Here is a 20,374-nt window from a genome sequence, read left to right on the forward strand (position 1 = left end):
CTGCCAGCGCCGCTGTCTTGAAACAGCACAATCCAAAGCGCCACAAATAGCCCCGCGCCGCTGGCAAGGCCGAGCAGGGTCGGGTCGGCCAGCGGGTTACGAAACAGCCCCTGCATGGCGGCCCCGCTACCGGCAAGCATTGCGCCCACTGCGACGCCTAGCAGTAAGCGCGGTAGGCGCAGTTGCCACCACACCTGAACACTGAGCGGGTCGGCTTGGCCGCTGATAAGTCCCCAGGGGGAAATGCCCAGCGCCCCCGAGGCGGCCGCCCAAGCCAAGGCCAGCAGCAGCGCCGTGGTTAAACCGACGAGCACGCGGGTAGTGCGACTAACCGGCAGCCGCACCCGGAAACGGTAAGTGTTAAGAATGGCTATCATGGGCTTCGCTGGGCGGTGCTGTTTTGAATGCTAGTCGATGCGCCCAGTAGCGCTTCAACGTCCTGGCGTAAAGTGAGGAGCTGGTCGGCCGTGCGTGGGCCAAAGCCGAGCAGCGCTTGATCATTGATTACAATTAACCGCTGCTCTCGACCTGCGGGGGTTAATGCCATACCCGGCAGTTGCCATAACGCGGCTTCGCCGCCCATGGCCGCCAAGCCCCGCTCGGAGACAATCACAACCTCGGGTGCTTGCCGGGCCAGGGCTTCGGCACCCACGCTGTGATAGCCCTGCATCTCGTCAAAGGCATTTTCCAGCCCCACCGCTTCAAGCGCGGTATGCGCTGCCGTGTTACTTCCCGCCGCCCGGGGGGTTAAGCCGCTATGCTGCATAATAAATATGGCGCGTGTGGTCGGCAGGTTAGGCAGGTTGGCTAACCGCGCTAGCTTAGCGTTCAATGCGTCCGCTAAGACGTCACCTTCCTCACGGCGATCGGTGAGTTGGCCAACGGCACGGACTTTATCGCCAATGGCCTCCAGGGAGGGAGGGGCGTTAATGATCTCTATGCCAACCCCCACCGCCGCTAGCTGTTCAAGCACTTCCTTGGGGCCTGCGTGTCCGGCGGCCAGAATCTGGTCGGGTTTAATAGAAAGCACGCTTTCAGCGGAGAGCTGGCGCAGGTAACCCACCGAAGGCAGCTCGGCCATGGCCGGTGGGTAGACCACTGTGTCGTCTCGGGCGATAACGTTGATATCGGCATCCAGGGCGGCCAGGGTCTCGGCGATATCGCCACCCAGCACCACCCAGCGCTCGTTGGCCAACGCGGCCCCGGTGGTCAACCAGCCAATCAGCAGTGCTACCAGCGAGCGGCGTATAAAACGTGCTGTGCTCATGCCACCGCCTCTTGGCTGTCAAGTTCATCCAACAGCTGCCGCCACTCGCGGCGCTCCGCACGGCCTTCCTGGCGCTCTGCGTAAAGCTGCAGCACTAGCGAGCCTTGGGCATCGAAGGCCTCAATGCTGGTGACGCCGCCGTCGCGGTTGGGTTTGCTGACTTGCCAAACCTGATCAATCCCGGTGTCGTCAAGGTGCAGGGTGAACTGCTCGCCAAACAGATTCAGCCAACCACGGGCGCGCTGCGGAGCGGGCAGTGTGCCGGTGCGAATCTGCACGCAGCCGGGGCTAGCGACAAACAGCATCAACGGCAGCTCGCGTTGGCTGGCGTGCTGAAGCACCGTTTCCAGGGCATTCACGGGCAGCGCACGGGTATAGCGGCCTTGCATTAACTGGTTGGCCTCAATACGCTCCAGATGATGGCGCTGGAGGAGGGCAAAGAACTGGTGCACATCGCGCATCGCGCCCCACTCGCTGGCCAGGGTTGGCGCTTCGGGCAGGGGGCGTTTTGAGCGAGACATGCTCTGGGTAAACGCCGGCGTGTCCCGCGTGCCCAAAGCCGCTAGTGCGCCCCAAGGGCGTGGCAGTGGATTCTCCAGAGCAAAGCATTTATGCACGGCGCAGCCATGTTGGTTAAATATCTGCAGGCTCCACCGCCACTGGGGCTCTTCTTCATGAGAGGAAGGCATAGGATGGGGAGAAGGCATAGGATCACGAATCAAGCAGGCCCAGTGCCAGTGGGTGTAGAGCAAACGTAGATCCAGGCCGCCGGGGTCGAGCAGCAGGCCTGTGTGTGGCCCGCCGCTGAGTTCAGGGTAATCGCCGGTTTGCTCCAGCACGGCCAGCCGCGAGCGGGTCAACGCCTTAACCCGCCCCAACTGTGGCAGGTAGGCGGCAAGCTCGTTGGGCGAGAGCGGCAGCGTCCATACATCTCGCCCTAACCGGGCGGCCTGGAGCTCGCCTTCGCTGATGGCTAAGCGTTCAGCAATCTCAATGGCAGGTAGCCGCGGCTGAGCGGCACGCGCCGCGTCAAAGGCTTCGATAATGGCAATCTGTTGGGATGGAATCATGACGCACCTCTATCGGGTTGACTGCATGGATTTACCACTGCCAATTGAGGGTGGCGAACAGGCTGCGCCCATCGCCCAGGCTACCGTCGGGCCGGTACCACACCTTGTCACCCAGATTGGCAAGGCGCAGCGAGGTATCCACGGCCGGGGTGATTTGCCAGCCGAGATGAACGTCGTGCAGGCCATAGCCGGGCAGGCGTTCATCGTCACCCTGTTTATCGAAAGACTGGGCAAAGCGCGCTTGCCAGCCCAGGCGGATATCGCTGTTATATAGCGCTATCTCGCTACCCAGGGTCGCTTCCAACGGTGTTTGGCTGCCCAGCGGTTCGCCAGAGTCGCGGTCTTTGCCGGAAACTTCCGACAGGCCCACAAAGCTGGTCAGAAACGGGAACGCGCTTGGCTGCCAGGTCACCCGAGCGTCATAGCCCCACAGCTGGGCGCGCTGTACGTTCACCGCTTGGGTAGTGCCCGCCCTAATGTCGACCTGGGTATCAATAAAGTCGTCGGCACGGGTGTCGAAGTAGCTGGCGCGCAGCTGCCAGTCGCCTTGATGCCAGACCACGCCGCTTTCCCAGGTATGGCTGGATTCAGGCGATAGGTTGGGGTTGGGAATCCAGTAGTTATCCGGCGTGCAGAAGAACGGGCCAGCACAGAAACCCGCGAAGTGGCGCTCGTTGGCGTAAAGCTCTGAAAGGCTCGGTGCACGGAACGCTTCGGCGTAGCCCGAAAACAGCATCAAGGCGTCATCGGGCCGCCAGGCGAGGCGAAAACGCGGCGATACCTGGTCGTGGACGCTATCAGCGTCGTTTTGACCACTGGCATCGTAGCGGTCATAGCGAGCGCCAAGACCCACGTCAAACTGCCCGGCACCGCCATCGGCTAGATAGCGTCCAGCGGTGAGGGTGGTGTCGAGATAGGCTGCCTGGTTGTCGATATCGGCGTTGGGGAAACCATTGGCTTCGCCCTCTGGCCGTTGGCGGGCTTGCTCCAGCTCGGCGCCGAAAACCAGTGTTTGCGAAAACCAGCCGTGCTCCATGCTGTGGAAGCCGTCGCTCTGTAGCCCGACGCGTTCTAAGGTGCGGTTGGCCTGGGGTTCGTCGATATCCTGCTGGCTAAAGGTAAGCTGCGAAGTGACTTCTGTGGCAGCGCTGGGCTGCCAGCGGTGGCCGAGCTGGACGTTATTGCTTTCCACATCGCGGTCGCGCAGCGGATTGCTGGCATCGGTTGAAAGCTGCTGTGGGTTGGCGGGCTGGGTGGCTTCTTCTTCGTAATGCTGCCAGCTTATAAACAGCCGCTGTTCGTCGCTGGGCTCCCAGCCGCCTTTGAGCAGCAGGCTATTGAGTGTGGCATCGTCTTCGGCTTCATCGCCTCCGGCACGGCGAATATCACCGGATTCACTGCGGCCGATTGAGAATAGGCCGTCCACTTGTCCATTGGCGGTATCGCGGCGACCAAAGGCAGTCAGGCTGCCGCGTAGTTCGTCGCTGGCCGTCGCCCCGCCGATGGAAAGGCGTACGCCGCTATCATCGCCGGGGGCCAATAGATCACCAGCATCCATGCTGGTGAAGCTGACCACCCCACCCATGGCATTGCTGCCGTAAAGGCTGGAGAGCGCACCCCGGGCGATTTGTACCTCCTGAATCAAGCCTGGGTCGAGGAAGAAGTTGCCGATGTGGCCGGTGGAGATATCCTGACGAACGCCATCCAGACGCACCAGCACGCCTTTGCTGCCAAACCCGCGCATGCTGAGTGTTTGACCATTTCGACGCCCTTGGCCAGCGACATGTAGGCCGGGTTGGCGGCTAAGCACGTCTTCGACCCGGCTGGCGGTGGCGAGCACCGCATCATCGCGATTGATAATATCGATAATCAGCGGTGCCCGTGAAAGGTCAGTCGGCGCTCGGGTGCCGGTGACCGTCACTGGGTCAAGTTCGGCGTCGTCTGCTTGGGCGGCTAGCAGTGGGAGCAGCGTTAAACAAAGGCCACCAAAGGCACGTGTGTGGTTCATAAGCCAGAGAATTCCAACAGGGGTAAGTGGAAGAGGTCGCTGGCTGGGTGCGATGGGCTACCTGGCTGGCTTTACTTGGTACATTTTTAAACTAATCAGAGAAATTAGCTGCTAAGGCGTTAGGCGTTGAGGATTAACTTGCCGCTTTTAGTGCGGCGCAATACGTAGCGGCGCTGTTCATGGTGAATAACCAGTTGGCCTGAGCTGCCCAGCAATTCACTGCTATCCACTTCGCGGGGCGCAGATTCCGACGTATCTCCCCGGCGAGTGACCTTATCGGCTAACTGCATGAGAGAATAACTCCTGTGTTAATGATAACTATTAGCGTTAATTTAGCAGAGTTGAGACTGCCTCTCAATAGGTTCCCAATAGTCTCTCAATAGAAGTTGGGGAGGAGGGGGAGGGACGAAACATCAAGTCCCGAGTTCTTCATCCAAATGCAGGCGGGCCGTCATCGTGTTGTCATTGAGCTTCTTTAGTGTCTCCTAACGTTCAATCGTTGACTTACAAACGATCAGAGGGAGACCAAAATGAGTAAAGAGATCGAAGATCATCGCCTGTTTAACCACAGCGGCAACCCACCTTTCGCCGATGTATTGGCGCGCCATGTTTCCCGTCGCGATGTGATGCGCGGTGGTTTGAGCGTGGCGGCTGCCTCGATGCTTAGTTTTGGCGGTGCTGCCCAAGCGCTTGCTTCAAACGGGGCACAAAAAACACCGCTGACACTGGCGTTTGAAGCGGTTCAAGGGTCACTCACCGACGCCGTGGTGGTGCCGGAAGGTTACGTGGCCCAAGTCTTGGTGCCCTGGGGGGCGCCGTTAAGCGCGGGCGACAGCTGGCAGCCTGACCAGCCAATGACCGCTGAGCGTCAGGCGGAAAGCGTGGGTATGCACCACGATGGAATGGATGCCTTTCCGCTGGATACCGAAAGCGCCTCGCGCCGTTTTATCCTCGCGCTGAACAATGAATATATCGATCAAGCGGCGCTCTGGGCACCCCAAGGTGGCCCCACCAACGCGGATGAAGGTAAGCGCCCGGCGGAGGAGTCACGCACCGAGATCAATGCTCACGGTGTGACCATTGTCGAGGTCGAAAAAGACGCCAACGGGCAGTGGTCGCATGTGCCGGGATCGCGCTATAACCGCCGCTTTACCAGCGCAACGGAAATGGATCTGGCTGGCCCCGTGGCGGGCAGTGATTACGTTAAAACACGCTTTTCACCGGCAGGTACTCAAACCCGGGGCACCAACAATAACTGCGGGCACGGCGTCACGCCCTGGGGCACCTACATGGCCAGCGAAGAGAACTGGCCCAACGTCTTTATTCACACCGGCGAGCGCTTCCAGGACGACGCCCGGATTGGTATTCCCACTGAACGCGGCCGCTACGCCTGGGAAACGTCGGCGGGTGATGCTTCTGAAGAGAACGACGAGTTTGCCCGTTTTGATATCACGCCACGCGGTGAGCGCGCCGAGGATGACTACCGCAACGAAGCGCGCACCTTCGGCTACCAGGTCGAAATTGACCCCTATAGCGGTGCCCGCGCAGTTAAACGCACGGCACTGGGCCGTTTCCGCCATGAAGGTTGCTGGTTAGGCAAACTGGAAGCTGGCCAGCCGGTGGTGTTCTATTCCGGCCACGATGCCCGCAACGAGTACGTGTATAAATACGTTTCTGATGCGGTCTGGGATCCCGCTGATGCCAACCGCCCGGGCGAGGCGTACGACCGCCTTGCCATCGGCAATAAATATATGGATAACGGCACCCTCTATGTAGCCCGTTTTCACGCCGATGGCAGCGGTGAGTGGCTGGCAGCGGCGCTGGGCTTGGCAGAGAATGATTTAGCTGGTGTGATTATCAATACCTGCGATGCCGCGGATCTGATGGGGGCAACACCGATGGATCGGCCCGAATGGGCCGCCGTGGATACGGCCTCTGGGGATGTTTATCTAACGCTGACTAACAATTCCCAGCGTAGTGAGGAGGCCGCAGCGCCGACCTTTACCAACGAAGGTGATGAGATTGATCAGTTGGGGGTTGGCTATGTCACTGCCCCGACTAACGCCGCCAACCCTCGTGCAAATAACGGCGCCGGCCACATTATCCGTTGGCGTGAAAGTCGCCTGCCGAATGCGTTTCGCTGGGAAGTGTTTGTCTTTGGCGCGGCGGCTGACGATGCGGATAACCACTCGGGCTTAACCGAAATGAACCAGTTCGCCAGCCCTGATGGGCTCTGGTTTGATGAGCGCGATGATGGTCAGGGCATCCTGTGGATTCAGACCGATAACGGCTATGAAGGCATCACGGAGTACACCAACGACCAGCTGCTTGCCGTGGTACCCAACGGGTTAGACGACATCCAGGGAACCGGCCCGGTGATTAACAGCAGTAACCAGCAGCAGCTCAAGCGCTTTGCGGTGGGGCCGAACGGCTGCGAAGTCACTGGCATTTTTACCACGCCGGATAAAACCGCGCTGTTTATCAATATTCAGCATCCGAGCAATTGGCCCGCGGATGCAAGCGCGCTGATCCAAGACGCCACTGTTGCCGCCAGCGGCCAGATCCGCCCCCGGGCCTCGACCGTGGTGATTCAAAAGCGTGATGGTGGGCCTATAGGGGTTTAAAAATCAGGTACTAAGCGCTGGAGTGATAACAAGCGCGCTATTAAAAGCTTCGAACCTCTCCCAGGCTCGAAGCTTTTTTGATGTTAGGCATGCTGAGCCTGTCGTTTTTTCAGCCGGGCTTCTAATGCGTGAATGGCATCGACCTTCAAGGGCAGTTGGCTAGCCCAGAGAATATCGTCGCGGCAATGACCAATATCGCACAGAACATGATCGTCGTAGTCCAGTAACGGCACTATATGGCGGCGGAAAAGCCAGCGCCGCCGGTAATGCCACCAGCCCATATCCAACGCTCGAATCAGCCGCATTGACGGCATGGCAGGCATGTAGAAATGTAATTGTGGCGGCTTGGGGGGCGGCGCCAGTTGGCTGGCCTTTTCCCAGGCGTTGTGGGCATTTTGGGTAGGATCTTCGCATTTCATCGCGCACCTCCATCGTCACTCCCGCTGCACAGTAAGCGGTGCCTATGCACCGACTGGGCAGGTGTGAACTGTGGTTAATAAGTAGGAGGGTCGCGACCTCTGGTTATCAGCTTGGCGCTTCGCCTTGGATCAATCAAACGAAAAGATCTACACTGTGTGTTAAGATTTTCTGAAAGGTTAGTGCGATGAACCAACTCTCAACCCTACCACCCAGCCGGGCCGCCTTGCCGCTACTGGATAGCGAGGTGCTGCGTACTTTTGTGACGATTGCCGAGAGCGGCAGTTTTACCCGCGCCGCCCAGCAGCTGTTTCGCACCCCTTCCGCGCTGAGCATGCAGATCAAACGCCTGGAAGAGATCCTCGGCCAGACGCTGTTTGTGCGCGAGGCGCGGCATGTACGCCTGACTGCCGAGGGAGAAGTGCTATTGGGCTATGGTCGTCGGCTGCTGAAGCTCAACGCCGAAGCCGTGACCCAGTTTCTTGCGCCGTCCATAGAGGGGCGTGTGGGACTGGGTATAACGGACGACGTGGTGGGGCGTATATTACCGACGGTGCTCGCCCAGTTTGCCCGTTCGCATCCGGCGGTGCAGGTCGATGTCGAGGTGGGACGCAGCAAAGATCTGCTTGCCAGGCTGGACGAGGGCGAGCTTGATCTCGCCCTGGTGATGGCCGGAGGGCCTGGCCAGACCGGACGTGGAGAAATCGTCCACAGCGAACCGTTAGTGTGGGCGGGCCGTGAGGATGGCGTTGCCGTGCAGCGCTCGCCACTACCGGTAACTCTGGCGCAGCAAGGGTGTGCGTGGCGTCGAATTACCCTCAATGCCCTTGATCAAGCGGGAATTGCTTACCGAATCGCCTACTCCTGCGACCACTGTGCCGGGCAGGAAGCGGCTATGCTGGCCGATTTGGCCGTGACGGCTTTTCCGAAAAGCTTGATTCGGCCACCGCTCAAACGTCTTCATAACGAGTCACTGCCCCCGCTAGGTGATTATCAAGTGGCGCTGGTGAAGCGTGCAGGCAGTGGCGATGCTAGCGAGGTATTGGCTGAGCGGGTGGTAGAGGCATTTCGGGAGGGTTGAGTTGATAAGGTAATCCAGCTATCGCCTTTGTTATCGGTCAGTAACGAACGCCCTATCCTCCCGTAGACACATTAGCTAAGGACGCTCCCTTGACTGGGCTTCCCATACGCCGCCAAAAACACATCCACGGCGCTGCTTATTTGGCGGTGAAGCTCTTCATCACTGGGCGGTTTACGCACGCCCATGAGGATCTCTGTGACCAGCATGCCCTGCCACATACTGCACAGTTGGTCGGCGGCAAAGGTGGGGGGGCCAAGGGTTAAATGCCCAGCGCGGGCTAATCCTTCTAACTTCTCTTGTAGCCATTGCTGCATTGCCCAGGGGCCTGCCTCGAAATACGCCCTTAGCAGCTCCGGGTACTGTTCACCTTGGGCGGTCATTACCCGTTCAACCGCCAGCACATGGGGCTCTAATAAAAAGCGCACCAGGCTTAAGCCGACCTCGATCAACGATTGGCGCACCGCCTCGTGGGTGTCGGGCAGATTATCTAACCCGCGGCGGATGGTGGCGGTTTCACGCCGGATCACACTACCAAACAGGGCCTCTTTGTTTACAAAATGGCCGTACACGGTGACTTTTGAAACACCCGCTTCCCGGGCAACGGCTTCCATCGTTACGCCCTCTAAGCCATGGCGAAAGAATAGACTTGTCGCCGCATCCATCATGGCATCCCGTTTCGCCATATCTTTAGGTCGGCCAGCGCGGCGTTTTGGTTCAAGCGGTGTATGTTGCGAATCTTTCATCCAGTGAAATCCGTGCCCATTGAGTAAATAAATATTGAACGTGTGCGTACAGGTATTATAGTGAACGGTATCGTTCAAGAATAAACCATTTCGAGGCTATTATGGGTAGGTTATTAGCGTCTTCTTGGCGCCACCGTCTGCGCGGCGCCCTGGCGGCGCTGCTGATGGTCGGTGTCACACTGGCGGCGGTGTTTATCCTGACCAGCCAGCACAGCACTGCTCAGCAGACCCGCCAGCAAGGCGCTGATAACGCCTTACTGCAGGTTACTAGCGAGGCCCTGGAACAAGCCGAAAAGTTGCAGCGTGATGTGCGCTTAACGGGGCGTGTGGTGGCTCGCCAGTCAGTATCACTGGCCTTCGAACCTGCGGGGCGGGTCACTGCTGTGTCCGCCGACAGAGGCGATGCGGTTGAGCAGGGGGATGTGCTGGCCACGCTGGATACCCGCCGATTAGAAAGCCGCTTGGCGGAGGTCGCCGCGCGTAGTGAAGAAGCGCGTGCCAGCCTCGCCCTTGCTCAGCGCCAGGAGGAGCGTGAAGCGCAGCTAAACCAGAATAACTTTGCCAGCCGCACCGCGCTGGATCAGGCGCGTACCGATCGGCTGACCCTTCAGGCTCGCCTTGCGGCGCTGGCTGCCGAGCGCGATAGCCTGACCGCCGATTTAGATGACAGCACATTAAAAGCGCCCTTTGCCGGGCGAGTGATCGAGCGCTATGTCAGTGTCGGCAGTTTGGTGAGTAGCGGCACAACCGCTTTTGATCTTATCGATGTCGAGCAGTTAGAAGCGCATCTTGGCTTACCCGCCGCGCTGGCGGCCACATTTACCCCAGGTGAGGCCGTTGAACTGAGTGTTAATGGCGCGGCGATCCGCGCAGAAGTGCGTGCCCGGCTCCCCCAGGTCGACCGTGACAGCCGTACCCAGACGCTGGTGGTATCACTGGGTGAGCCCCGCAGCGCCGTACCCGGCGATTTAGCAGAACTGCGCTATACAATCACCGAGCCCGCAAGCGGCTACTGGGTGCCGTTGGACTCCCTGCAAGCCGCTGAGCGCGGCCTGTGGAACGTATTGGTGGCCGAGCCGCTAGTGAGTGATCACTACCGTGTGGCCCAGGCCAGCGTGGAGCTGCTGCATAGCGAAGGAGATCAAGCCTTTGTACGCGGCACGCTGGCGCCGGGTATGCGGCTGATTACCAGCGGCACCCACCGGATTTCGCCAGGTCAGCAGGTCACGCTGAGCGAGGATGTGGCCTATGAAGCGCCTTGAGTGGTTATTTAACCGGCGATTGTTAGCGCTCGCGCTGGGCCTGCTTGTGGTCGCCGGGCTGTCGGCCATTCAAACGTTGCCACGTGCGGAAGACCCCCATTTAGTGGCGCGCATGGCCACCGTACTTGCGCCTTTTCCTGGCGCCACTCCAGAGCAGGTCGAAGCCTTGGTGGTGCGTCCCATTGAGGATGAGCTACGCACCATCGCTGAGATTAGCGTGCTGGAATCCACCTCACGCCAAGGCATTGCGGTGATTAACCTTGAGCTTGAGGACGAAGTGACCAACGTTACGCCGGTGTGGAGTCGCGTACGGGACAAGCTGGCCGATGTCGCCCCTACACTGCCTGACGGTGTGCAAACGCCGGAGCTGCTGGATGATCGCGGTTACGCGTTTAGCATCGTGGCCGCGCTACGCTGGACATTGGACTCCCCGCCCAATCCCCAACTGATGGAGCGCTACGCCGAGCGTTTGGAAGCAGCGTTTCGAAACGTCCCTGGCACGGAGTATACCCACCGCTTCGGCGTGGCGGGGGAGCAGGTAGAGGTGATGGTTAACCCGCTTGAACTGAACGCCCTGGGGCTTTCCGTCGGGCAGTTAGCGGCCACCATTGAGGCCAGCGACGGTCGGCGTACCGCAGGTGAAGTGGTTACTGACGGCCACCGGCTAACGGTGGGGCTAAGCGGTGAGTTCGATACGCTTGATAGGCTGCGCGATATAGACGTGGCGACCCGTAAGGGGCAAACCGTCAGGCTTGGCGAGTTGGCTGAGCTACGCCGCGGCGTACAAGACCCGCCAGCCGCGGTGGCCCTGTTAAATGGCGAGCGTGCGGTGTTTGTCGGCGCACGTATGGCGCCCGGTCAGCGAATTGATCGCTGGGTGGACAAAGCTCAGCAGCAGTTGGCGGTATTTGCCGATGAGTTGCCTGTCGGTATAGAAGTTGAGGAGGTTTTTGAGCAGGCCAGTTACACCAACCAGCGCTTAAGCAACGTTGCAGGTAGCCTACTGATGGGGCTAGTGCTGGTGGTGGCGATCCTGTTCCTGACCATGGGCTGGCGCTCGGCGGTGACGGTGGGGTTGGCGATTCCGGCCACGGCTCTGCTCACTCTGGCTCTTTTTAAGCCGCTGGGTATCGATATCCACCAGATGAGCATTACCGGCATTATCGTGGCCCTGGGGCTGATGGTGGATAACGCCATTGTGATGACCAACGCCCTGCGCGAGCGCTTTTTGAAAGGCGACTCAGCGCTTGCCGCTACCCGGGACACACTGCGCCACTTAGCGGTGCCGCTGCTGGCCAGCACCTTAACCACCATATTGGCGTTTATGCCGATTGTGTTGATGCCAGGCCCTGCGGGGGAGTTCGTGGGGCCCCTGGCCATGGCGGTGATGGTCGCACTGGTAAGCTCTTATCTGGTCTCGTTGCTGCTGGTGCCGGCACTGTCACCCATGCTGTTAGCCAAGGTTGCCGATAAGCCTCCATCGCCCCGAGATAACGGCATCAGCGGTATGGTTAAGCGAGGCTTTCGCCGTACGGTTCGTAGCGCGCTGCGTCATCCCTGGGCCGCTATGATCATCACCCTGTGCGTGCCGATGGGCGGCATGGCGTTGATGCCCACCCTGGACGTGGCGTTTTTCCCACCGGCAGACCGCGACCAGTTTCATATAGAGGTGCGCTTGTCCCCCGCCAGCAGTATGGCCAACACCGAAGCACTGGCCCAGGAGATCGAGGCCATGATTCGTGAGCTGTCGGGCGTCACCCGCGTCTCGGCGTTTGTGGGTGAAAGCGCACCGATGATGTACTACAACGTGCTCACCAATGAGGATAACAACCCAGCGTTTGTGCATCTGATTGTGGATACAGCGTCTTTACAAATCACTAACGAGCGGGTGCCCGCCCTGCAGCAGTCGCTTGATCAGCGTTTCCCCCAGGCCCAAAGCGTGGTGCGCAAGTATGAGCAGGGCCCGCCGTTTAAAGCCCCGATTGAGCTACGGGTCTATGGCGATGATCTAGCGGTGCTGTCATCGCTGGGGCTTGAACTAGCGGGCTTAATGCACCAACTGCCTCAGATTACCCATGTGCGTGCTGGCATGCAGCGTGATTTACCCAGGTTAACCCTGGATATCGACCGCACGGCACTGAGTGATGCGGGGCTAACGCCGCAGCGGTTAGCGGAACAAGTGAGGGCCGCACTCTCGGGGCAATCGGCAGGCATGCTGCTGGAGGATACGCAGCAACTACCTGTGCGGGTCCGCTACGCCGATGAGTGGCGCACTAATGCTGAACAGCTGGCGGCGCTGCGCTTGGTCAGCGATCAAGTAGCGGAGGGCCTGCCACTAGCAGCGGTGGCAGAGGTGTCACTCACGCCTGCCTGGAGCGTGATTACCCGCCGTAACGCGGAACGGGTGCAGTTAGTACAAGGATACCTGGTGGCCGATGCTCTTCCGGCGGTCTCCATGGCCCAGTTGGATGCCAAGCTTCAGGCGGCGTTGGAATCGGGGGCGTTTCATTTGCCTCCTGGTTACCGAATCGAAACCGGTGGCGAAGCCGCCGAGCGCGATGAAGCCGTGGGCCAGTTGCTTGCCTCGGTGGTGCTGCTAGTCATTGCCATGGTGGCCACCGTGGTGTTGGCATTTAACTCCTTCCGGCGGGCTGCCATTGTATTTATTGCTGGAGCTCAAGCGATGGGAATGGGCATTGTGGCGCTGCTGCTAAGCGGACATGCGTTCGGTTTTGTAATTATCGTCGGCATTATGGGGCTGGTGGGGGTAGCGATTAATGCCACCATTATCATTATTGCCGCCCTTGATGACGACGCAGCCGCCCGCAAAGGCGATATCGACGCCATGCTGGCGGTGATCAGTGGCCCCACCAGCCGACATATCGTTTCGACCACGATCACTACCTTTGCAGGTTTAATTCCACTGATGTTGGCCACCGGCGGGCTATGGCCACCCTTCGCGCAAACCGTTGGTTTTGGACTACTTTTAGCGACGGTGGTGTCGTTGTTCTTTACCCCTGCGCTTTATCGGCTATGGGTATCGAAACCTGTTGGCTCATGAGCCGTGCAGCACGAGATGCATCGCCAGAATATTTTAACCGGCATAGCCTGCGTTATGTTAACGATCTGTAATTAATATTACTATTTTAGTAAATTATGAGAGAGTTTTGGCGTAGTATCTCGTGGTGGCAAAGGTAGGGCCTTTCAATATGCCCACTGACGTTTAGCACCATGACCGCACGACTATTTTACAAGGATGAGTAAATAGAATGTATCAACACTATGGACAACCAGGGTCGGAATCTGGTGATGGGCGGCCAGGCCACGCGGTGGCGATTCTTAGTGTGCAGGAACGTGTGCCTGGTATTCACATCGTGGACGTCAATACTGACTATCAGCGCTTGTGGGGTGGCAGCCGCGAAGAGTGGTTGGGCGCATTCCCCATCGTGGTTGAGCAAGAGGCGGCCAATCAACAAATTGTTGCCCAGCTAGGCGATGAGCTGAATGCCAGCGCTAATGGCGACTTTGAAGGCATCAGTGGTCGTGAGGTTTCCCGTCGTCATGATGGCTCACGTCGGCATATCGAGTGGCGAATTACCGCGATGGGGCCTCGCAAGAGCAGCGCGATGACGCTGGTGTTAACTCAGCGCGATGTGACCGAGCAGATGGAGAAAGAGGCCAAACTTAAGCGGCTAGCAACGACGGATATGTTAACCGGACTGGTTAATAGATCGCATTTCGATGCGGTACTGAAAAGCGAGGTCAATCGACAAAACCGTTACGCTCGATCACTTTCTTTGATCATGCTGGATCTCGATTATTTTAAACAAATCAATGATAGCTACGGGCACGATGTCGGTGACCAGGTACTGGTAGCGCTTGCCGATTTGCTTAAGAGTAATCTACGTAAAGCGGATTGTTGCGCGCGGTGGGGCGGTGAAGAGTTTATGCTGCTAGCCCCTGAAACCTCTCTTGAACAGGCTTTGCGGCTTGCTGACAAAATTCGATGTGCAATCAAACACACCGACTTTCCTATTCAAGGCAGCGTCACGGCAAGTTTTGGTGTCGTCGAGGTTCATTCGCAAGAGTCAGTCAAAAGTGTAATGAAACGAGTGGATAACGCCCTTTATCTAGCCAAAGAGAAAGGGCGCGACCGCGTTTCAACGGGTGGCTTATTAGAACCGGCGAAGCAGGCTTAAGCCGGGTCGCGATCAATCGCAAACGCTGACCATGCCTGACGAACGGTCATAATTTCCAAACGATTGATGTTGATATGGTCGGGAAGCGTAGCCAAGTAGTAAAGCTGCTCGGCAATATCTTCTGCTTGAAGTGGCGTCGTACCTCGGTACAGTGCATCCGAAGCAGCCTGGTCGCCTTTAGTTCTGACCAGCGTAAACTCAGTTTCCGCCATGCCGGGCGCTAGATCAGTGACCCGCACGCCAGTACCTAACAGATCACAGCGCAGGTTATAGCTGAACTGTTGAACAAAGGCTTTCGATGCGCCATACACATGCCCGCCTGGGTAGGGCCACTGACCCGCCACCGAGCCGAGATTGAGAATACTCGCGCCTTTTCCAGTTTTCAGCAGCAGCGGCAGCGCCGCGTGAGTGACGTTGACCAACCCTGTGATATTGGTGTCGATCATGGTGTGCCAATCCTCCAGCGCCACCTTTTGCGCCGGTTGCGGCGCCAGTGCCAATCCGGCATTGTTGATTAAACATGTGAGCGGCAGAAACTCCTCTGGCAGACCACTAATCGCCTTTGTTACCGCGTCACTGTCGCGAACATCCAGCGCCAGTGTTAGCACGGGCACCTGCTTAGAAAGCTCCTCCTCTAGTGCTTTTAGGCGCTCTACGCGTCGCCCGGTTAAAATCAACGACCAGCCCGCTTTGGCAAAGCGCTGGGCAGCCGCTTTGCCAAACCCTGACGTCGCTCCGGTAATAAGTACGCTAGGCATTGCAATCTCTCCACGTTATTCAAACTATTTAAAGGCAAATAATTAAAGGCGATGGGCGCGTTCTTACATCACTGTAGGCAACGCTGGTTCAAGCTTTTAGAGCCAGTTGGTGCCTGTCACTGTGACATCGCTGTTTTCCAATACGCCTGTCCTGTTGGCACGTAACGACTGGCCCTATAGCCTAAACGTTTGACTCACTAGGCTGACAAGCACGCTATTTCTAAACGGGTTAATTAGGGTGCTTGCTATGAATACCAATATTGCCGCTTCACATCCACCCGAAAGCGGTGTGGATAATACTTATGTACACACCTTAGACCGCCAGTATGTGTTCCACTCCTGGGCGCAGCAAGGCAGTTTAGACCCCATGGTGATTGCAGGGGCTGAAGGGTGTCGGGTGTGGGACTATCTGGGGCGCTCGTATCTGGATTTTAGTAGTCAGTTAGTCAATACCAATATCGGCCATCAGCACCCCAAGGTGGTCAGCGCGATTCAAGCCCAGGCCGCGAGCTTGTGTACCATTGCCCCAGCCCATGCCAACTTAGCCCGGGGCGAAGCGGCTAAGCGTATTGTCACCAAAGCGCCCGCTGGGTTTAGTAAGGTGTTTTTCACCAATGCGGGAGCGGATGCCAATGAGAACGCTATCCGGATGGCGCGTCTTTATACCGGGCGAAGTAAAATCCTTTCCGGCTACCGCTCCTATCACGGCAATACCGGTTCAGCGATTGCCGCCACCGGCGATTGGCGGCGTGTGCCCAACGAGTATGCCAGCGGGCACGTGCACTTCTTCAACCCTTACCTCTATCGCAGCGAATTTTGGGCGCGCAATGAAGAGGAGGAGTGTGAGCGAGCGCTGCAACACCTGCGCCGGGTGATTGAGTGCGAAGGTGCTAACGCGGTGGCTGCCATCTTGCTGGAAACCATCCCCGGTACTGCTGGCGTGCTGTTACCTCCGAAGGAATATCTTCAGGGCGTCAGAAAACTCGCCGATGAGTTCGGCATTGTACTGATTCTAGATGAAGTGATGGCCGGCTTCGGCCGCACGGGGCGCTGGTTCGCCTTCGAACATTACGACATGGCGCCCGATTTAATCGTCTTCGCCAAAGGGGTGAACTCGGGCTATGTACCCGCCGGGGGCGTTATTATCTCTGAACCAATCTCACGTTATTTCGATGACCACTTTTTTGTCGGCGGCCTGACGTATTCCGGTCACCCGCTGGCAATGGCGGCGATAGTTGCAACTCTGGATGCGATGGAAGCAGAGGGCGTGGTTGAAAACGCTGATGCGATGGGTAATGGCCCGTTAGCCGCAGGCTTGCAACAGCTTACCGAGCGATACGCCATCATCGGTGATTGGCGGGGTGTCGGGGTGTTTCACGCTTTGGAGCTCGTCAGCGACCCGGTTTATAAAACGCCACTGCCAGGGGCGGAAGTGCTGAAACTCAAGCAGCAATTAATGGAAAACGGACTGCTGGTCTTTACCGTTGAGAACCGCATCCATGTGGTACCGCCGTGTATCGTAACGGCCGCTGAAGTGGAGGAGGGCTTAGCTATCTTAGATCGCGTGCTGAAAAACTATACGGCATCACGCTAGACGAGGGGTTAAGTGTTTAGAGCGTTATCGTAGGCGAGGCCCAGGCGCTGTATGCCTGGGTCGATACGCTCCCTCTCTATGGCGCCAAACCCTAGGCGGAAAAAGCGTCGCGGCGGGGCGGCATCGAAGAAGTGTTGAAAACCGGGTTCAATCAACACACCGCGTTGAGCGGCATGCCAGGCCAGTCGCTGGGTATCAATGCTGTTATCTGCCTCCATCCAGAAGGCGCTTGAACGACTGCTGCTGTGGCTCTGGCAGCCAGGCAAGGCCTGTTCAATGGCGAGGCGCATGGCGTCGCGGCGCTGATCGATCTCTTCCACATGCAGTTTGAGATAGCGCTCGTAATAGCCTTGGCAAATAAACTGGGCCAACTGGTGCTGCAACGCGGCGGGTGGGTGACGGTACATCATGCGTCGTAGCGCCCGCAGCTCGTCAATTAACTCTGCATCCGCCACCACGTAACCCATGCGCAAACCGGGTGAAAGTGCTTTGGATAAGCTGCCCATGTAGATGATTCGGGCACTCTGGGCACTGGCTTTAAGCGCTGGCAGCGCAAACTGGTCACCGTGAATCTCGGCGTCGTAGTCATCCTCAATCACGATTTGGTCGCGGTGGGAGATCTGGGCCAATAGCGCCTCGCGTCGCTCGCGGCTCATGGTCACGCCCGTGGGAACCTGGTGGCTGGGCATCACATACAGATAGTCACACTGCTGTGTGCCTTCCAGGCGTATGCCGTCTGCATCCATTGTTTGGTATTGCAGGTTGGCGCCGCGCTGGGCAAATACGTTCATTGCCTCGCGGTAACCCGGCGATTCCAGCGCCACGCTCGTCCCTCGATGGCAAAGCAGTTGCGCAATCAAATAGAGCGCATTTTGCGTCCCCATGGTGATGAGTATCTCTTCCGGCCGAGCAAAAATACCCCGACGCGGCAAAATACGTTTGCGCAGTTGCTCGATGAGTAAAGGGTCATCTTGATCGATGCGGTCTCGCAGCCACGGCTTGTCGCGTTGGGAGCTTAATAACCGCCGGGAAACATCGCGCCATTGGGCGAGCGGGAAGAGGCGTGTATCTAACTGGCCATAAATAAACGGATAGGCATACTCTGACCAGTTGCCGGGTTTAAGAATCCCTTGGTAGTTAGTAGGGCGCTGGGTAATACGCTTGTGCCAGTTTGGTGCAGCGGTTGAAGCGTTACTGCTCTCAGTTATCGCGGTTAAAGCGGCGTTAAGCACTGATTGAGGTTCACTATAATCAGGGTGTAAGTAATAACCGCTACGCGGTCGGCTAATCAGATAGCCATCTTCGACCAGCTTTTCGTAAACAATCGCCACCGTATTACGCGAAATACCCAGCTGTTGGGAAAGCTTGCGACAGGAGGGGAGCGCGTCATCGGTGGGTAAGCTGCCCGTGCGAATGGCCTCTAACAGCGTTTTACGCAGCTGTTCTTGCAGGCAGGGGGCAGCGTTAGGGTCGACCTCAAGACACAGCGTTGTCATGCACACCTCCTCTTCAAACATCCTGGCCATTTAGCTAATTCACTTAAGTACCTCTCTAACAAAAGCATTTTTCGTGCCACTTCAGTTGTCGGCAACTGTCCTTTTAATTTGCGCTAACTGGCTCTAATCGCAGAGAGGATAAAAATCTAGGGTGAAGTTAGCTGCTGCATATCGCTAAACGTTTGAAACCACATTGCAGACGACAACAGTCGAGTGATGTTTTGACTATTTTTTTAAAACCTAGGGGATATCGGACGATGAAAAAAATAGCTGCTTTGGCCTCCACGTTAAGCATTGGAGCACTTGCGTTAAGTGCTTCATTGACCGTTTCCGCTGCGGATTTAGACGAAATAGAGAGCCGTGGCTATATGAGCGTGGCCACCGAAGATAACTACGCGCCGTTTAACTTTATGAGCGGCAGCGACCCGGACGGCTTTATCAAAGACATTTTGATTGAACTGGAGGAGTACGCTGACTTCGAAATCCGCCAGGATATTTTGCCCTGGACAGGGCTGCTAGCATCGGTCTCGTCGGGCCAATACGACATGGCACTGACCGGCGCTTCGGTAACCGACGAACGCCTGAGGGTATTCAATTATGCACCGCCTTTTGGCTCCGCTCAGCACTTCTACATCAAGCGGGCGGGTGATGACCGTATCAATAGCGTTGCAGATTTAAGCGGTATGACGCTGGGCGTTCAAGCGGGCAGTGCACTGCTTTCGCGCCTGCCAGAGCTGGAGGTCATGCTGGAAGAGAGCGGTGGCGAGCTGGGCGACGTCATGCAGTATGAAGCCTATCCAGAAATCTACGCTGATCTCGCCAATGGCCGGGTTGATTACGTTATCAACTCCATCGTGCCGGTGAATGACCTGATCAGTGAACGCCCAGATGTGTTCGAAGCGGGCCAGGCCGTCTCCGGCCCAGGCTATGTGGCATGGCCGATGCCAAAAGACAGCCCCGAGCTGCTGGCCTATATCACCGATTTTATGAGCCACCTGCGCGATTCCGGCCGCTTGGCCGAGCTACAGGAAAAATGGTTTGGCGAGTCCTTTGACGACCTGCCGACAACACCGATCACCTCAGTGGAAGAGTTCCACGAAATGGCCGGTATGTAAGTCACGCGTTCGCCAGTCGCCCAAACGTGTTAGCTGGGCGGCTGTTTTTTTGAGCGAATCGGTTTTCTTACCAAGCCTAGGGGGTGAGCATGGACAGTGGCGCTTGGGGGCTCCTCATTCAGGGTGCCTGGACAACGCTTTGGATATCCGGCATATCCATTGCCATTGGTGTGGTAATGGGATTGCTGATTGCGTTGCTCAGGGTGGCAAAAATACCCGTTCTGCATCAGTTGCTAGGCGTTTATATTAGCCTGGCGAGAGCCACGCCACTGGTGACGCTGGTGCTATTTATCTTCTTAACCGCACCGACCATGGGCGTTAATCTCAACCGCAATGTAGCCGGTATTATTGCGCTAACTCTGAATACCACTGCCTTTAACGCCGAAATTTGGCGCTCTGCGTTTAACAACTTCTCTAAAGAGCAGCGTGAAGCGGCCTTGGCCATTGGCATGACGCCATGGGTCTATTTCCGCCGAATTATGCTGCCGCAAATTACCATTACCAGCCTGCCGGGATTGGTGAATGAGATGTCGTTTCTGATTAAAGGCAGCCCCGCCATTGCGGTGATCGGCGTAGTCGACCTGACCCGTGTGACCAATCGTATTTCAGCAGTTACCTACGACCCTCTACCGCCGATTTTAGCGGCCGCAGCGCTGTATATGCTGATTATCAGTCTGCTGGTATGGCTTCAACGCGTGGCCGAGCGCAAAGCCAGCCGATTGGCCGTTTAGGGAGCCTTT

The 20,374-nt window shown here is 57.5% G+C and carries 17 protein-coding genes; 8 read left to right on the forward strand and 9 right to left on the reverse strand.

The genetic code is table 11. The annotated features are described in order from the left end of the window. The 5 genes from KUC_RS20005 to hemP form a co-directional block, all read right to left on the reverse strand. The coding region (locus KUC_RS20005) for an iron chelate uptake ABC transporter family permease subunit (RefSeq protein WP_244264761.1) at nt 1-377 on the reverse strand (377 nt) is incomplete at its 3' end. Next, nucleotides 374-1,267: a heme/hemin ABC transporter substrate-binding protein gene (locus tag KUC_RS07660; RefSeq protein ID WP_007112593.1), complete on the reverse strand. Its 894-nt coding sequence runs from the start codon at nt 1,265-1,267 to the stop codon at nt 374-376. The genes KUC_RS20005 and KUC_RS07660, both read right to left, overlap by 4 nt. Continuing rightward, nucleotides 1,264-2,337: a heme degradation protein gene (locus KUC_RS07665; RefSeq protein WP_007112594.1), complete on the reverse strand. Its 1,074-nt coding sequence runs from the start codon at nt 2,335-2,337 to the stop codon at nt 1,264-1,266. Before KUC_RS07665 ends, KUC_RS07660 begins: the two co-directional genes overlap by 4 nt. A 31-nt stretch (nt 2,338-2,368) precedes the next feature. Further along, nucleotides 2,369-4,345 carry a TonB-dependent receptor domain-containing protein gene (locus KUC_RS07670; RefSeq protein ID WP_007112595.1) on the reverse strand — a complete coding sequence of 659 codons (1,977 nt, stop codon included), beginning with the start codon at nt 4,343-4,345 and terminating at the stop codon, nt 2,369-2,371. 119 nt (nt 4,346-4,464) lie between these two features. Next, nucleotides 4,465-4,635, reverse strand: coding sequence for a hemin uptake protein HemP (hemP, locus tag KUC_RS19310; protein WP_007112596.1), 171 nt, complete (start codon nt 4,633-4,635; stop codon nt 4,465-4,467). A 240-nt stretch (nt 4,636-4,875) separates the two neighbouring features. Between hemP and KUC_RS07675 the strand changes: the two genes are divergently transcribed. Beyond that, on the forward strand, nt 4,876-6,969 hold the full coding sequence (locus KUC_RS07675; RefSeq protein WP_007112597.1) for a PhoX family protein: 2,094 nt from the start codon (nt 4,876-4,878) through the stop codon (nt 6,967-6,969). An 83-nt stretch (nt 6,970-7,052) separates the two neighbouring features. Here KUC_RS07675 and KUC_RS07680 read toward each other — a convergent pair whose 3' ends face one another. After that, nucleotides 7,053-7,388, reverse strand: a complete 336-nt coding sequence (locus KUC_RS07680) for a hypothetical protein (protein WP_040479869.1) — start codon at nt 7,386-7,388, stop codon at nt 7,053-7,055. A 185-nt stretch (nt 7,389-7,573) separates the two neighbouring features. Here KUC_RS07680 and KUC_RS07685 point away from each other — a divergent pair, with 185 nt between their 5' ends. After that, nucleotides 7,574-8,467, forward strand: coding sequence for a LysR substrate-binding domain-containing protein (locus tag KUC_RS07685; RefSeq protein ID WP_007112599.1), 894 nt, complete (start codon nt 7,574-7,576; stop codon nt 8,465-8,467). Between the two features lie 71 nt (nt 8,468-8,538). Here KUC_RS07685 and KUC_RS07690 read toward each other — a convergent pair whose 3' ends face one another. Next, on the reverse strand, nt 8,539-9,210 hold the full coding sequence (locus KUC_RS07690) for a TetR/AcrR family transcriptional regulator (RefSeq protein WP_007112600.1): 672 nt from the start codon (nt 9,208-9,210) through the stop codon (nt 8,539-8,541). Between the two features lie 101 nt (nt 9,211-9,311). Here KUC_RS07690 and KUC_RS07695 point away from each other — a divergent pair, with 101 nt between their 5' ends. The 3 genes from KUC_RS07695 (at nt 9,312) to KUC_RS07705 (ending at nt 14,671) form a co-directional block, all read left to right on the forward strand. Continuing rightward, on the forward strand, nt 9,312-10,472 hold the full coding sequence (locus tag KUC_RS07695; RefSeq protein WP_007112601.1) for an efflux RND transporter periplasmic adaptor subunit: 1,161 nt from the start codon (nt 9,312-9,314) through the stop codon (nt 10,470-10,472). Then, the gene (locus tag KUC_RS07700; protein WP_007112602.1) at nt 10,459-13,533 is read left to right on the forward strand and encodes an efflux RND transporter permease subunit; all 3,075 of its coding nucleotides are present in this window, start codon (nt 10,459-10,461) and stop codon (nt 13,531-13,533) included. Before KUC_RS07695 ends, KUC_RS07700 begins: the two co-directional genes overlap by 14 nt. Before the next feature lie 208 nt (nt 13,534-13,741). Then, nucleotides 13,742-14,671 carry a sensor domain-containing diguanylate cyclase gene (locus tag KUC_RS07705; RefSeq protein WP_007112603.1) on the forward strand — a complete coding sequence of 310 codons (930 nt, stop codon included), beginning with the start codon at nt 13,742-13,744 and terminating at the stop codon, nt 14,669-14,671. Here KUC_RS07705 and KUC_RS07710 read toward each other — a convergent pair. Next, the gene (locus KUC_RS07710; protein ID WP_007112604.1) at nt 14,668-15,429 is read right to left on the reverse strand and encodes an SDR family NAD(P)-dependent oxidoreductase; all 762 of its coding nucleotides are present in this window, start codon (nt 15,427-15,429) and stop codon (nt 14,668-14,670) included. The genes KUC_RS07705 and KUC_RS07710 overlap by 4 nt on opposite strands. 247 nt (nt 15,430-15,676) lie before the next feature. Here KUC_RS07710 and KUC_RS07715 point away from each other — a divergent pair, with 247 nt between their 5' ends. After that, nucleotides 15,677-17,023 (forward strand): aspartate aminotransferase family protein, encoded by a 1,347-nt coding sequence (locus tag KUC_RS07715; protein ID WP_244264762.1) that lies wholly within the window; start codon nt 15,677-15,679, stop codon nt 17,021-17,023. Between the two features lie 8 nt (nt 17,024-17,031). On the opposite strand, the gene pdxR is transcribed toward KUC_RS07715, so the two are convergent. Continuing rightward, on the reverse strand, nt 17,032-18,519 hold the full coding sequence (pdxR, locus tag KUC_RS07720) for a MocR-like pyridoxine biosynthesis transcription factor PdxR (RefSeq protein WP_040479872.1): 1,488 nt from the start codon (nt 18,517-18,519) through the stop codon (nt 17,032-17,034). Nucleotides 18,520-18,776: 257 nt separating this feature from the next. Here pdxR and KUC_RS07725 point away from each other — a divergent pair, with 257 nt between their 5' ends. Both KUC_RS07725 and KUC_RS07730 read left to right on the forward strand, forming a co-directional pair. Then, a complete protein-coding gene (locus KUC_RS07725) occupies nt 18,777-19,634 on the forward strand; it encodes a transporter substrate-binding domain-containing protein (protein ID WP_007112607.1) in 858 nt (285 codons plus the stop codon). An 89-nt stretch (nt 19,635-19,723) separates the two neighbouring features. Next, nucleotides 19,724-20,365, forward strand: coding sequence for an amino acid ABC transporter permease (locus KUC_RS07730; protein ID WP_007112608.1), 642 nt, complete (start codon nt 19,724-19,726; stop codon nt 20,363-20,365). Nucleotides 20,366-20,374 lie beyond the last annotated feature (9 nt).

This window comes from Vreelandella boliviensis LC1, from assembly GCF_000236035.1.
Lineage (GTDB): Bacteria > Pseudomonadota > Gammaproteobacteria > Pseudomonadales > Halomonadaceae > Vreelandella > Vreelandella boliviensis.